A 14,105-nucleotide genomic window follows, 5' to 3' on the forward strand; every position below is an offset into this window, starting at 1 on the left:
TCTTTGGCGGGTCCGGCGACCAGACCGAACGCGTCCAGCGGCAGGCACTGCCGCCAGCAACTCAGACCAAACGCGTCCGCGGCAGGCACTGCCGCAGCCCACCACGTGACCGGACCACACCCGACCGGACCACCCCGACGCCGCGGCCGCCAGGCCGCCGGTCTGGACGGTGGACCCGCCGGTCTTTGGCGGGTCCGGCGACCAGACCAAACGCGTCCGCGGCAGGCACTGCCGCCAACAACTCAGTGCTTGAACTTCTTGATCGAGCTGTTGGAGGCGACGGCGTCGGCGAGGGCCTGGGTTTTGGTAATCCAGTCGGCGGCCGAGATCCGCTTGGACATCAGGAGGCCACAGTTCTGGCCGATGTCCTGCACGAGCTTGGCGTACCACGTAAGAATCAACGGGTTGACTGTGTTGTTCGCGCCAGCCGCCTTCAGGGCCGCGTTCGCCGAGGTCACGCCGGGCGGCAGCGGGACACCCTCGGCGCCTTCCAGTACGCAGGTGAGTGAGCTGACCTGACGGGCGAAGTTCTGCGCTTGTGGTTTGGCGAGGAAAACTCGCAGCATCTCCATCCCGCCGAGGGAGTTCATCGCTTGTTTGGGCACGATGAACGGCTCGGTCGGCGCGGACCAGATGGTGCCGAACGGCATTTTGTCAGCGGCTGAAACGGACGGAGGTCCCTGTACGGCCATGCCGAAATTGGCGGGCGTGGTGCCCTTTGCCTCGTTCTCCACCCAGGAACCGTTCGGGATGAAGGCGGCCTTGCCCTGGTTCCACGCGGTCTGCGATTCAATGTGCGTCAGGCCTTCACTGCCCTGCAGGACATAACCCTTCGCGACCACCTCTTCGATGGGCTCCAGTGCGGCTTTCACCGCCGGGTGCTTCCAGGCGTTCGGTTCCAGGTTGTCGATCGCGATCAGCACCTCTTTCCCGCCGACCTTGGCGATCTGCGCGAAAAGCCAGTAGTGCACGTAGCCGGGATATTTGCCGGCGTACGTCCACCCGGCCACATTGTTCTTTTTCAGGGTGGCGCACGCGTCCAACATCGCCTGCCAGGTCTGCGGCGGCTGGATGCCGTATTTTGTGAGCTGGGTGGACGAATACCAGATGCCAAAAACGGCCTGCACGTAATTCAGCGCATAAACTTCCTTGCCGCCGTACTGTCCCGCCTCCACGATCCCGGGTCGCAACGTGTCCCTGATCTTCTTGCTCGGATCGTCCAGCGATGGCGCGTCCAGCAGCGGGGTCAGGTCAGCGACCTGCCCCTTGCCGATAAGCGCGTTCATATCCAGGGCCTGGGCACCGGAGTTGTCAATCAGGTCCGGCGGGTTACTGCCGACAAAGCGTGGCGCGAGCTGCTGGGTGATCTGCTGGGTGCTGTTGTGTTTGACGGTCGCCTTGGGATGTTTCTTCTTGAACGCCGCTTCGGCGTCCAGCGCGTACTTGTCGCCATAGCCACCCTTGAAGATCACCACTTCCAGCGCGGCATCCTCCTTGATGCCCAGCGGATTGTCCTTGGTGACAGTGCCCTTTTCCGATCCTCCGCCACCGCCACCGCCGGTCGCGCAGGCATCCAGCAGCGCGGCGCCTGGCACCGCCAGCGCGCCCAGCGCGGCGGCCCGCCCGAGGACTGTTCGTCGGGAAAGGTCCTTCGATTCGCTCATCAAATCTCCTCTATCCGTTCACCGGAACGCCCCGACGAATATCGAGTCAGCCATAGTGCCGGTCACTGGCCCCATCCGGAAGATCATTCCGTCACATTGACCGCTCTCGGTTAACTCTTGCATGCAGCTCTGCATGCAGAATAGGGTCGCCGTACGGATCGCCTGAAGGCAGTGAGCATGAATGCTCTCAGCGTCACCGAACCGGCCGCACCCGTGCTGCTTTTGCCGATCCGACCTGGTCGCCGAGGGCGTCCGGTTCTGAATCAGGAAGGCGAAAAATGGGCACGTTCTCCGGTCGCGGCGCGGACCTGCTGGTCGAATGCCTGGTCCGGGCCGGCCTGGGGCCGCTCTTCGGGGTGCCAGGCGACACCGGAGTGGTCTTCTATGACGCACTTTATGGTCGTACGAAAGACATCCGGCATATCCTCGCCCGAGACGAACGGCACGCGGCCGCAATGGCCGACGGCTTCGCCCGGGTCAGCAACTCCGTCGGCGTTGTCGAGGTTTCCAGCGGCGGCGGCACTACTTACGTCATCGGCGGCCTGGGCGAGGCGTACGCGGCAGGCGTCCCGATCCTGGTTCTCACCTCCGACATCCACACCGCCAGCCGAGGCACCGGCGCACTGACCGAGATCGATCAGGAAGCACTTTTCGCCGCGGTGACGAAATACCGCGTACGAGTGGCGCGAGCCGCGGAAATACCGGCTGCCATGGAGAAGGCACTGACGGAGATCACCTCGGGACGGCCCGCCCCGGCAGTGGTGATCCTGCCCGAGGACGTGCTCGACGAACGGGTAGTTGTCGACGAGTCCACATTGGACGGACTGGCAGGGCTGGCCAACCTGCCCCGGTCCCGGCCGGCCGCCACCGTCGATCGGGCCGTACACATTCTTTCCAGGGCACGAAAACCGGCGATTCTGGCCGGCTCCGGCGTGCACCTGTCCGGAGCGTACGCCAACCTGCGCCGACTCGCCGAGAAGGCCGGTATCCCGGTCGCCACCACGATCCATGGCCGTGGTGTCCTGCCGGACGACTGCCCTTGGAGCATCGGGGTAGCCGGCAACAACGGCGGTCGGGAGGAGGTGAACGCATACTTGCGCGAAGCCGACGTGGTTCTATTGGTCGGCACCCGCGCAAACGCCACCGACACCGACGGCTTCACCGCACCTTCCAGGGACAGCGCGAAAATTGTCGCCATCGACATCGACGCCTCGCGGGCCGGCCGCAATTATCCGGGCGCCCTCGATCTCGTCGGCGACGCCGACCAGATCCTCGGCCAACTCGCGGATGCCCTGCCCCTGACCAAAAATCACGAGCCGGTGCGGACGTACGAGCCTGACCAACCGGTCTCGCTGCCAGCTGGCCAACTGCTGCCGGCGGACGTGATCCGGGTGGCTCAGGAGGCGATCGGCGGGCCAGCCGTCGTGGTGGCCGATCCGGGCACCCCGACGCCCAATGTCGTGACGTACTGGCAGGTCAGCGAGGCCGGCCGGACGGTCATCGTGCCGCGCGGGCACGGCCCGATGGGCTACGCGATCCCAGCCGCCGTCGGGATCGCGCTGGCCCGGCCCGGCAAACCGGTGCTCGCGCTAACCGCTGACGGCAGCTTCAACATGGCATGCGGCGAGCTGGAAACGGTGTCCCGACTGGGATTGCCGATAGTCTTCGTACAATTCACCAACCACAGCATGGGATGGATCAAGATGCTTCAGCATCTTTACAGCGGAGGAAGGTATTTCGGCGTCGATCCCGGCACTGTCGACGCGGCCAAAATCGCCGAAGCGTCCGGCATTCGGGGGGTACGCGCGAGAGACCTCGCCGACGTGAAAACCGCGGTCGCGGAGGCCGTACGAACCGGGACCTCGGTCTACATCGACGTCGAGGTGCCGCACCTGATCGACCACGTGCCACCGGTGCCGGCGTGGACCCGGGCGCTGGCCGGCGACACCGAGCGGCCGGTTTACTGACAAAATCGCCGTCGTGGATGGTCCCAACCTCTCCGACGAGGTCTACCGGCGGTTGCGCCAGCAGATCGTGCACGGCGACCTGCGACCACGCGAGTCACTGTCCGAGGTCGAGATCGCCGAGCGGCTGGACGTGAGCCGCACGCCCGTGCGGGAGAGCCTGCAACGGCTCGCGTCCGAAGGCCTGATCACGTCGCACCGGCGGCGTTGGGTCGTCTACGAGCACAGCAAGGCGGAGATTTCGGAGATCTACGAGGTGCGGGCCGCGCTGGAAAGTTACGCAGCCCGGCTGGCCGCCCAGCGCGCCACCGACGACGAACTCGCCTCGGTGGCCGCCTTGCGCGGCGGCCAAGTCTTCCCCGGCAACACGGTCGCCCCCGGCAGCAAGTCTGTCCCCGGCGGTCCGGTCGTGCGCGGTAGCCAGTCGCCGGTCACCAGGGTCGACTTCAACGCGCACCTGCACGACTCGATCATCGGGATGTCCCACAACGCGACCCTGCTGCGGCAGGCCCGTACCAGTCGCCTCTACTTCTTCAACCGTACGGTCGCCGGCCTCTACACCGACGCCGACCTGGCCGTCTCCACCGAACAACACGACACCCTCATCGCCGCCGTCTGCGCCCGCTCCCCCGACCGGGCCGCCACCGCCGCCCGCGAACACATCGAATTCGCGCTGGACCTGATCCTGCACCGCCTCTGACACCCCCTGCGGCTCGAAACTGTCGTACCCCTCCGGCAGATTTGCCCCCACCCAGTGACGGGTGGGGGGCGGGTTCGAGGACCAATGTCCAACTAAAAATTAAGGTCCACCTCTCGACCCACCCCCCGCCCGTTCAAAGGGAGGGGGAAAGAAAAACAGACACCTACGACAATTTCGCGCCGCACCCTGTCGGATTCCGCGAACTCGACGTTTTCGATGGCGACAAAGGCGACAAAAAGGTCAAGCTCGGGAGGGCGTACGCAGGACGTGGCTGTCGGCGACCGTGCGCAGTGCCTCGGTGATCGTACGGACGAAGGGCTCATCCTGGGCGCCGGCGCGGACCACCGCGAGGATCCGGCGGATCGGCGGGTTGGACCGCAGCCGGCGCACCACCACACCGGGATGCGGTCGGTCCAGGGCCAGCAGCGGCACCAGCGAGATGCCGAGGCCGGCGGCCACCATGCCCTGGGTGGTCGGGTAGTCATCGGTGGCCACAATGACCTGCGGACTGAACCCGGCGGCGGCGAAACTGCTGGTCAGGATCTCGCTGCAAGGGCTGGGTTGCGGCTCGGTGTCGACCCACTGCTCCTGCGCGAGGTCGGCCAGCGCCACGTCGCCGCGGTCCACCAGCGGATGGTTGGCGGGCAGGATCGCGAAATACTCGTCGTCGAGAAGTTGCGTCCAGCACAACCCGTTGTCCCGCTCCGGAGACCCGGCGACTGGCTCCACCGCGATCGCGATGTCCGCCTCGCCGGCCCGCACGGCGTGCACCGAGTCCGGCGGCTCCTGCATCGCGAGGTCCAGCTCGGCATCGGGATGCCGGCCCCGGAAAATCGCCAGCGCTGGCGGCACGAACGAAGCCCCGGCGGTCGCGAAGAACCGCATCCGCAGCAGCCCGGCCCTGCCGGTACGAAGGTCGGCGAGCGCCGCCTCGGCCGCCGCCAGCCGGTCGATCACCGCATCGCCCTGCTCGGCCAGCAGCCGGCCGGCGGCGGTCGGTCTCACGCCCCGGCCGACCCGCTCCAGCAGCCGCACTCCCGCCTCCCGCTCGAGCGCGGCGAGGTGCTGGCTGACCGCCGACGGCGTGTACGACAGCCGCTCCGCGGCGGCCGCCATCGACCCGGCCGACACGACCGTGCTGAGGACTCTTAACCGGCGCAAATCAAGCACAGCGTAATCGTACAGTGCCACTTACCAATGACTGTAGAACAATTCGCTTGAACTGATGCTTCGGAGACCGCAGGCTGGTCATATGCGGTTCGGGAGCCTGTTACGGCTGGGTTTGCTGGCTTTGTGCTGGGGATCCAGCTTCCTGTGGATAAAGATCGCCCTGACTGGGCTTTCGCCGATCCAGATCACGCTGGTACGCCTCGTCCTGGGCGCCGCCGTGATGCTCGCCTTCTGCCTCGTCACGCGGCTGGCGCTGCCGAAGGATCTCAAAACGTGGGCGCTGATCGCCGTACCAGCGGTCGCCGGCGCTGTGATTCCCTTCACGCTCTTCGGCATCGGCGAAGGCAGCATCGACTCCAACGTGGCCGGTGTGCTGAACGCGACGACCCCCGTCCTGGTCGCGTTGCTGGCCGTCGTCACCGGCGCCGAGCGCCGCCCGAGCTGGGCGCAGTTCGCCGGCATCGGGGTCGGGTTCGCCGGCACCATGGTGATCCTGGAGCCGTGGCGGGCATCGGGCGGTACGCTCGCAGGCGCCCTTGCGTGCGTCGCGGCGGCCGCGCTCTACGCGGTCAGCTTCATCTTCATCGGCCGCTTCCTCAGCCGCCGGGTGGCGCCGGCCGCGCTGGCCGCCAGCCAGCTCACGGTGGCCGCGATCATCATGATCGTCATCACCCCGTTCGCCGGCCTCACCACGGTGCGGCTGAGTTGGCCCGTGCTGGTGAGCGTGACGGTGCTCGGGCTCGCCGGCACCGGCCTCGGCTTCCTGCTCAACTACCGGCTGATCGCCGACGACGGCCCGACGCTCGCGTCCACCGTCGGCTACCTGATGCCGGCGGTGTCCGTGCTGCTCGGCGCCCTCATCCTGAACGAACAGCTGGACGCGGTGACCATCGGCGGCATGCTGCTGGTGCTCGGCGGCGTGGCGCTCACCCGGCGGCGCAAGATCCGTACCGATTCCGAATCGGCCACGCTCGCGACTTCCACGAGTCCGCAGTCCGCTACCGGTCAGCCAACTGGCCCAGCGGGACTGACCAACCGGGCAGGATAGACCAGGCAAACTGGCCACTGTGACGCACGGCTCCAAGATTCGCTACCTACGGCGTCGTAACATTGGGGTCGTATGTCGTCGGAAGGTCGTGCCTGCACGTGTCAAGTACACAGTCAAAGCAGATTCAGCAGCTCGATCGGGTCGTCATCCGATTCGCCGGAGATTCCGGCGACGGAATGCAGCTGACAGGTGACCGGTTCACATCTGAAACCGCATCCTTCGGCAACGACCTGTCGACTTTTCCCAACTTCCCAGCCGAGATCCGGGCTCCGGCCGGCACCCTTCCCGGGGTTTCCAGCTTCCAGCTGCACTTCGCCGATCACGACATCCTGACGCCCGGCGACCGGCCGGACGTGCTGGTGGCGATGAACCCGGCGGCGCTGAAGGCGAACCTGCCCGAGACCCCACACGGGGCCACCATCATCGTGGACTCCGCGGACTTCACCAAGCGCAACCTCGGCAAGATCGGGTACGACGAGAACCCCCTCGAAGACGGGTCGCTTGAGGCGTATCACGTGCATTCCTTGGACCTCACCGGAATGACGGTCGAGGCGGTCAAGGAGTTCGGCCTCGGCCGCAAGGAAGCCGCGCGAGCCAAGAACATGTTCGCGCTCGGCCTGCTCTCGTGGATGTATAACCGGCCCACCGAGGGCACCATCGACTTCCTGCGCAGCAAGTTCGCCAAAAAGCCCGACATCGCGAACGCAAATGTCGCGGCTTTTCGAGCCGGCTGGAATTACGGCGAGACCACCGAGGACTTCTCGGTTTCGTACGAGGTGAAGCCGGCGGCGATGGCGGCCGGCACGTACCGCAACATCTCCGGCAACCTCGCGCTGGCGTACGGCCTGGTCGCCGCGTCGGTGCAGAGCGGGCTGCCGCTTTTCCTCGGCGCGTACCCGATCACCCCGGCCAGCGACATCCTGCACGAGCTGAGCAAACACAAACGATTCGGCGTGCAGACTTTCCAGGCCGAGGACGAGATCGCCGGCATCGGCGCGGCACTCGGCGCGTCCTTTGGTGGCGCTCTTGGGGTCACCACCACCTCGGGTCCCGGTGTCGCGCTTAAGAGCGAGACCATCGGCCTCGCGGTGTCGCTGGAACTTCCGCTGGTCATCTGCGCGATCCAGCGCGGCGGCCCGTCCACCGGGCTGCCCACCAAAACCGAGCAGGCCGACCTGATGCAGGCCATGTACGGCCGCAACGGCGAGGCTCCGGTGCCGATCGTCGCGCCGCAGTCACCGGCCGACTGCTTCGACGCGGCGCTGGAAGCGGTCCGCATAGCGCTGACCTACCGGACACCGGTTTTCCTGCTCTCCGACGGATACCTGGCCAACGGGTCGGAGCCCTGGCGGATTCCGGACATCGCCGGGCTGCCGGACCTGTCGGTTGAGTTCGCCACCGAGCCAAACCACACCGACGCCAAGGGAAACCCGGAGTTCTGGCCGTATTTGCGGGATCCGGAGACGCTGGCCCGGCCGTGGGCGATTCCCGGCACCGCGGGGCTGGAGCACCGGATCGGCGGCATCGAGAAGGCCGACGGATCCGGCAACATCTCGTACGACCCGGCCAACCACGACCTGATGGTGCGTACGCGCCAGGCCAAGGTCGACGGAGTCGCCCGCTCGATCCCCGATCTTGAGGTCGATGACCCGAACGGCGACGCCAAGGTGCTGGTGCTCGGCTGGGGCTCCACGTACGGGCCGATCGGGGCCGCCTGCCGGCGGGTACGCAAGGCCGGCCATTCCATCGCGCAGGGCCATCTTCGCCACATCAACCCGTTCCCAACAAACTTGGGAGAGGTGCTGAAGCGGTATGAAAAAGTAATTATCCCGGAAATGAACCTCGGCCAGCTGATCACCCTCATCCGGGCGCGCTATCTGGTCGATGCCATGGGATACAACAAAACGCGAGGCATGCCGTTCCGGGCCGAAGAGCTCGCCGGGGTGCTGACCGATGTCATCGCGGGAGTTGACGGATCGTGACCGACGTCGTCGAGCTGGGTTTTCCCTCGCTGGGCAGCATTCCAAAGACCGACATCCCGCAGCGGGCGGCCGATTTCAAGACCGACCAGGAAGTGCGCTGGTGTCCGGGCTGCGGTGACTACGCGGTGCTGGCCGCTGTGCAGGGTTTCCTGCCGGAACTGGGCCTGGCCCGGGAAAACATCGTTTTCGTTTCCGGGATCGGCTGTTCTTCCCGTTTCCCGTACTATATGAACACGTACGGGATGCACTCGATCCACGGCCGTGCGCCGGCGATCGCGACCGGCCTCGCGTCGGCCCGCGAAGATCTCAGCGTCTGGGTGGTGACCGGTGACGGTGACGCGCTGTCGATTGGTGGCAACCACCTGATCCACGCGCTGCGCCGCAACGTGAACCTGAAGATCCTGCTGTTCAACAACCGGATCTACGGCCTGACCAAGGGCCAGTACTCGCCCACCAGCGAGGTCGGCAAGATCACCAAGTCGACGCCGATGGGCTCGCTGGACAACCCGTTCAACCCGGTGTCGCTCGCGCTGGGCGCGGAGACGACTTTTGTGGCTCGTACGATCGATTCCGACCGCAAGCACCTCACTTCGGTGCTGCGCGCGGCGGCCGAGCACCGCGGCACCGCGTTGGTGGAGATCTACCAGAACTGCAACATCTTCAACGACGGCGCGTTCGACCTGATCAAGGATCGTACGAACGGCGCCGACTGGACCGTGCGGATGGAGCACGGCGAGCCGCTGGTCTTTGGTACCGACTCCTCGCGCGGAGTCATCCGGGACCCGGAAAACGGCATGCTGACCGTCGCCGACGTCAACGAGGTCGGCAAGGACAAGATCGTCGTACATGACGCGCACGCCGAGGACAGTGCTTACGCGTACGCACTTTCCCGGCTGTCCACAAAGGACCTGCCGTACACCCCGATCGGTGTCTTCCGGTCAGTCGAGCATCCGACGTACGACGACCAGCTGCGCGGCCAGGTGGCCGCCGCCGAGGCGAAGCTGGCCGGCGACCACACCTCCGAGCTCGGATCGCTACTGCGGGGCCAGGACACCTGGACCGTCGACTAGCTTTCCCGACAATGGGCCCCTTTCCAGCCGGAAAGGGTCCCATTCGGTTTTTTACGGGTATTTTCTTTTCGGTGACCAGGAATCCTTGACGCCACCGGCATACTGGATGCACGCTGCATGATCGACATCACTACTCCCTGGAGTGTGGGCGATGAGCGGCACCGCGAGTCCTGACCTGATCCGCAGCCAGCGCCGGCGGGCAGTGGTCGCCAGCACTGTCGGAACCACCATCGAGTGGTACGACTTCTTCCTCTACAACACGGCCGCCGCGCTGATCTTCCCCAAGCTTTTCTTTCCGGGGCAGTCGCCGTACATCGGCATCCTGGCCGCCTTTGGCACCCAGTTCGTCGGCTTCGCGGCTCGGCCGATCGGCGCGGCGATCTTCGGTCACTACGGCGACCGGATCGGCCGCAAAACGACTCTCATCACCACCCTGATGCTGATGGGCGTGGCGACGTTTCTGATGGGCCTGCTGCCCACGTACGCGACCATCGGGGTGGCCGCGCCCATCCTGCTGGTGGTGCTGAGGATCGTGCAGGGCATTGGCGTCGGCGGCGAGTGGGGCGGCTCGGTGTTGATGTCGATGGAATGGGGCAAGCAGAACCGGCGCGGCCTGATGGCCAGCTGGCCACAGTTCGGCGTGCCACTGGGCCTCATCACGTCGACGGGCTGCTTCCTGATCGTCAGCAACCTCACCGGCTCCGGATTCGACGTCTGGGCCTGGCGGATCCCGTTCCTGGTGAGCTTTCTGCTGATCGGCATCGGCCTGTACGTACGGCTGCGGGTGCTGGAAAGCCCCGCCTTCGCTGTCCTCAAGAAGGACCAGAAGGTCGTACGGCTGCCGGTCTGGGAGGTCATCAAGACCCAGCCGCTGGCGATCGCCACCGGCGCCTTCGTGCGGATGTCAGAGCAGGCGCCGTTCTATCTCTTCACGGTTTTCGTGCTGGCGTACGGAACCACCACCCTCGGCATGACCCGCAGCGCCATGCTGAACTTCACCATCATTGCCGCCGCCGTCGGCCTGGTCACCAACCCGCTCGCCGGCTATCTCTCCGACCTCTTCGGCCGGCGACTGATCTACGGCATCGGGATTGTCGCGACCGCACTCTTCGCTTTCCCCTATTTTGGGCTGCTGAACACCCGAATGCCCGCGCTGATGCTGACCGCCGTTGTCGTTTCGCTGATTTTCCACGACATTCAGTACGGCCCGCAGGCCGCGCTGATCGCCGAGGGCTTCGGCACCGGCGTACGCTACAGCGGCGCCGGCCTCGGTTACCAACTCGCGTCGGTCGTCGCCGGCGGCCCGGCACCGCTGATCGCGGCCGCCATCTTGGAAAACACCAAGTCATCCACCGGCATCAGCATTTTCATCATCGGCTGTTGCGTACTAGCGATGATCGCCCTGCTGGTCATGCCCAAAGTGGCCGCCGCCACCGAACCCGTCGACGCGGACCAAAGCACCGGCGCCGCCGCTGCTGCCGCCCTTGAAGGAAAGCCCGCCACCTGACCCCGATCAGTGTTTAGGCCCTGTTGCTTGCGCGGGGTGCAAGCAACAGGGCGTTGCGGACTTTTCGGCGGTCAGGCCAGGGACGGAGAGCCAGCGGGCAGGGCGGGCCGGACGCGGGTGGGGGCGGTGGCGGGCGTACGGACCGGGGATTCCCGCAAAGCACCGGCGATCGCGGTCGCGGTGGCGTCGGCGAGGGCGCCGCGGGAACGGACCTGGGTGGCGTCCAGTGGGGTGATCGCCAGCACGACCAGCCGCGGCCGGCGGAGGCTGACCGTCCGCCAGACCGACGCGACAAGCGTGTCGTCGCCGACAAAAGCCGTCCGACCGTCGGCGAACTGCAGGGCGACCGGCTGGACGAGGGCACCGGCTCGTACGGCCGCCTCGAAAATCGCCGGCTTGAAAGGACCGCGTTCGCGGCCACACCACGTGGTTCCTTCCGGAAAGCCAGCGACCGCACCGCTGATCCGCAGCGCGCGGGCGACCCGCTCGACCGCGGCCGGCAGCGTGGACAGCTTGTCGCGGTCCATCCACACCGTGCCGGCGGCAGTCGCGATCGGACCGATCACCGGCCAACCGCGTACCCCACTTTTGGCCACGTGGCGGCATGGCTGAACAGCAATCATCGCGAGAATGTCAATCCAGGACGTGTGGTTGCCGACGTACAGCACCGCCTGGCCGCCGGGCCGAGCGAGCCGGCCGCGGATGGTCAGGGCAATTCCGAGACTGTGCAACAGAAGGCGGGCACCGATCCGGACAGCGGCCAGCCGGCGGCGACGGCTCAGAACCACCAGCAGCGGCGAAAACACAAAGCCACTGAGAATAAGCAACAACGCTGCCAGCAGCCGGCCGATCCGGCGGGGCATAGCCGCCTGCCGCGCGTTGGTCGCCGCCGGCAGGCAGCGACCAGGCTGGCATGGCGAATGCGGCGCCCATCCGGTCGGCGCCGGCCGCGGGTGGCTCATCGCAGACCGTCCACCAGGCGGCGCAGGTAGCGCGGGTTGGCCTCTTCGATGTCCAGCAACACAAAGAAATCGGCGGTGTGGAAATCCGGATCGTACGCCGGTGGGCCGCAGACTTTCGCGCCCAGCCTCAGATAACCGCGCAGCAACGGGGGCAGGCCCGCGTTACTCAGGGGCGGCACCCCGGCACCGACTTTCCACCGGTGGTGCGGAGTAACTCTGAGCTCAGGATCGCTGAGGTGCATTTCCCGCGCGGTTCCCCAGACACCGGCGGCGAGCAGCCCGCCGTCGTCCAGCGACACGGACGCACAGCCGGCCAGCCAGCGGCCGCCGGAGGTGACGAGATAGCGGGCGATGCCGGCCCACAGTAGGCCGATCACGGCGCCGTTGCGGTGATCCGGATGAACGCACGAGCGGCCCGCCTCGATCAGCGCCGGCCGGCATTTTTCCAGTGCTGTCAGGTCAAATTCGCCGTCCGAATAAAGCATGCCGGCGCGCGCGGCGGCTTCGGGCGGCAGCAGCCGGTAGGTCCCGACGATGGCCTCGCTGGCACGATGCCGGACCAACAGGTGGTCGCAGTACGCGTCGAAGTCATCAGCGTCGATGCCCGGCTGTCGGTCGGCGAGCGTCGCGCCCATTTCCAGCGCGAACACCTGGTGGCGCAGCCGCTGCGCCGCCCGTACTTCCAGCGGCTCCCGGGAAACCGTGACCTCGTAAGGAAAAGGCGATGGCGCGGTCGCGAGCGTGGACCCGCCCGGTTGCACGGCATTGAGCATGCTGATGTCTCCTGCCGGTCATGACAAATGTGGTCGAGACACTGCGGTCACACCTCATGGTCACGCCAGAAAGTGACAGCCTGGTCGTTTTCACATGGCTATCGGGTGTCCGTCAGGAAATCTTGGTCAAGCGCTCCGATCGGGCCGAAATCCGGCCGAATCGCCGACATTGCCACACCGCACGCTCGTACGACAGGGTACAGAACGCCAGCATAAGCGAGATCGCGCAGCACTGTATTCAAAGCAAAAGCAAATTCCTTCCGCATTGCCTAAACGCTGGACGAACGGGCGTTCACCAGCGATTCAGTTTCGCGGCACGAGATTGACCAGCTCCGCACCGGCCGCGAAGCGGCGCAGCTGATCGACGACGAACTTCTCCGCCCGCGGATAGAAAGTCGACGATCCGCCGCCGACATGCGGGCTGATCAAGACATTCGGCAGCGACCAGAGCGGATGGTCGGCGGGCAGCGGCTCCGGGTCAGTCACGTCCAGCGCCGCACGCAGCCGGCCGGAAGCGGTTTCCGTCAGCAATGCCTCGGTGTCGACGGTCGCGCCACGACCGACATTCACCACCAGTGCGTCGTCTGGCAGCATCGCGAGCCGCCGCGCGTCGAGGAACTTCGCGGTCGCCGGTGTGGACGGCAGGATATCCGCGACGATCGTCGCTTTTGGCAGCAACTCAGGCAAAGACTCCGGCCCGTAGATGTTCTCCGCGGGCCGCGGCCGGCTGGCTACCCGTACGACTTCGCATTCGCAGGCCAGCAATCGCCGCTCCAGCGCCGCGCCAATCGAGCCGTATCCGAGAATGACCACCACCGAGTCGGCCAGCGAACGGGTGAAATGCGGCGCCCAGTTCGCCTGCCGCTGGTTGTCCACCCAGTGCGGGATCTCACGCTGCGCCGCCAGCATCAGCCCGAGCGCGAGTTCGGCCGTACTCGCGTCATGCAGCCCACGTCCGTTGTGGAGCCGTACGTCCGGCCCGATCCGTCCGATCACCGCGTCGACGCCGGCCGTGAGGACCTGCAGAACCCGCAGCGACGGCAGCTTGTCCAGCAGCGCCAACGCGCCGGGCTTCGTGTACGGCATCACATACAACTCGACGTCATCCACGCCGTCCGGCGGCTCGCCATCCCCGTCGTAGACGTCAACTCTCAACCCGGCCGGCCACTGGCCGCCCATCCGGTCGCTGAGCTGCGCCCACGGCACCAGAACATGACGCGTCGAAGACATGGGACCACTCTAGGCGCCCCCACCCACGATCACCC

11 protein-coding genes are annotated in these 14,105 nt (G+C 66.3%); 6 read left to right on the forward strand and 5 right to left on the reverse strand.

Features of this window, described 5'->3' with window-relative positions:
- Positions 1-242: 242 nt before the first annotated feature.
- Positions 243-1,664 (reverse strand): N-acetylglucosamine/diacetylchitobiose ABC transporter substrate-binding protein, encoded by a 1,422-nt coding sequence (gene ngcE / locus ABD301_RS00175; protein WP_344306013.1) that lies wholly within the window; start codon positions 1,662-1,664, stop codon positions 243-245.
- A 278-nt stretch (positions 1,665-1,942) separates the two neighbouring features.
- Here ngcE and ABD301_RS00180 point away from each other — a divergent pair, with 278 nt between their 5' ends.
- Both ABD301_RS00180 and ABD301_RS00185 read left to right on the forward strand, forming a co-directional pair.
- On the forward strand, positions 1,943-3,631 hold the full coding sequence (locus ABD301_RS00180) for a thiamine pyrophosphate-binding protein (RefSeq protein ID WP_344306014.1): 1,689 nt from the start codon (positions 1,943-1,945) through the stop codon (positions 3,629-3,631).
- Between the two features lie 13 nt (positions 3,632-3,644).
- Positions 3,645-4,328: a GntR family transcriptional regulator gene (locus ABD301_RS00185; RefSeq protein ID WP_344306016.1), complete on the forward strand. Its 684-nt coding sequence runs from the start codon at positions 3,645-3,647 to the stop codon at positions 4,326-4,328.
- 240 nt (positions 4,329-4,568) lie between these two features.
- Here the strand turns inward: ABD301_RS00185 and ABD301_RS00190 are convergent, their stop codons facing one another.
- On the reverse strand, positions 4,569-5,498 hold the full coding sequence (locus ABD301_RS00190) for a LysR family transcriptional regulator (RefSeq protein WP_344306018.1): 930 nt from the start codon (positions 5,496-5,498) through the stop codon (positions 4,569-4,571).
- A gap of 82 nt (positions 5,499-5,580) precedes the next feature.
- Here ABD301_RS00190 and ABD301_RS00195 point away from each other — a divergent pair, with 82 nt between their 5' ends.
- The 4 genes from ABD301_RS00195 (at position 5,581) to ABD301_RS00210 (ending at position 11,105) form a co-directional block, all read left to right on the forward strand.
- Positions 5,581-6,546 (forward strand): DMT family transporter, encoded by a 966-nt coding sequence (locus ABD301_RS00195; protein WP_344306020.1) that lies wholly within the window; start codon positions 5,581-5,583, stop codon positions 6,544-6,546.
- A 98-nt stretch (positions 6,547-6,644) separates the two neighbouring features.
- Positions 6,645-8,528 (forward strand): 2-oxoacid:acceptor oxidoreductase subunit alpha, encoded by a 1,884-nt coding sequence (locus ABD301_RS00200; RefSeq protein WP_344306021.1) that lies wholly within the window; start codon positions 6,645-6,647, stop codon positions 8,526-8,528.
- A complete protein-coding gene (locus tag ABD301_RS00205; protein WP_163569061.1) occupies positions 8,522-9,598 on the forward strand; it encodes a 2-oxoacid:ferredoxin oxidoreductase subunit beta in 1,077 nt (358 codons plus the stop codon). The genes ABD301_RS00200 and ABD301_RS00205 overlap by 7 nt, the downstream gene beginning before the upstream one ends.
- Before the next feature lie 151 nt (positions 9,599-9,749).
- Positions 9,750-11,105, forward strand: coding sequence for an MFS transporter (locus ABD301_RS00210; RefSeq protein WP_163569042.1), 1,356 nt, complete (start codon positions 9,750-9,752; stop codon positions 11,103-11,105).
- A 71-nt stretch (positions 11,106-11,176) separates the two neighbouring features.
- Here the strand turns inward: ABD301_RS00210 and ABD301_RS00215 are convergent, their stop codons facing one another.
- From ABD301_RS00215 to ABD301_RS00225, 3 genes are all read right to left on the reverse strand, one after another.
- Entirely contained in the window at positions 11,177-12,067 is an 891-nt protein-coding gene (locus ABD301_RS00215; protein WP_344306023.1) for a lysophospholipid acyltransferase family protein, read from the reverse strand.
- A complete protein-coding gene (locus tag ABD301_RS00220) occupies positions 12,064-12,840 on the reverse strand; it encodes a GNAT family N-acetyltransferase (RefSeq protein ID WP_344306025.1) in 777 nt (258 codons plus the stop codon). Before ABD301_RS00220 ends, ABD301_RS00215 begins: the two co-directional genes overlap by 4 nt.
- A gap of 303 nt (positions 12,841-13,143) precedes the next feature.
- Positions 13,144-14,070, reverse strand: coding sequence for a 2-hydroxyacid dehydrogenase (locus ABD301_RS00225; RefSeq protein ID WP_344306027.1), 927 nt, complete (start codon positions 14,068-14,070; stop codon positions 13,144-13,146).
- Between the last annotated feature and the right edge of the window lie 35 nt (positions 14,071-14,105).

The organism is Fodinicola feengrottensis, from assembly GCF_039530045.1.
Classification (GTDB): domain Bacteria; phylum Actinomycetota; class Actinomycetes; order Mycobacteriales; family HKI-0501; genus Fodinicola; species Fodinicola feengrottensis.

Bases quoted from the DNA above. Each gene is read 5' to 3' on its own strand.
- ngcE (WP_344306013.1), bottom strand. From the start codon at position 1,664: ATGAGCGAATCGAAGGACCTTTCCCGACGAACAGTCCTCGGGCGGGCC.
- ABD301_RS00180 (WP_344306014.1), top strand. From the start codon at position 1,943: ATGGGCACGTTCTCCGGTCGCGGCGCGGACCTGCTGGTCGAATGCCTG.
- ABD301_RS00195 (WP_344306020.1), top strand. From the start codon at position 5,581: ATGCGGTTCGGGAGCCTGTTACGGCTGGGTTTGCTGGCTTTGTGCTGG.
- ABD301_RS00210 (WP_163569042.1), top strand. From the start codon at position 9,750: ATGAGCGGCACCGCGAGTCCTGACCTGATCCGCAGCCAGCGCCGGCGG.
- ABD301_RS00215 (WP_344306023.1), bottom strand. From the start codon at position 12,067: ATGAGCCACCCGCGGCCGGCGCCGACCGGATGGGCGCCGCATTCGCCA.
- ABD301_RS00220 (WP_344306025.1), bottom strand. From the start codon at position 12,840: ATGCTCAATGCCGTGCAACCGGGCGGGTCCACGCTCGCGACCGCGCCA.
- ABD301_RS00225 (WP_344306027.1), bottom strand. From the start codon at position 14,070: ATGTCTTCGACGCGTCATGTTCTGGTGCCGTGGGCGCAGCTCAGCGAC.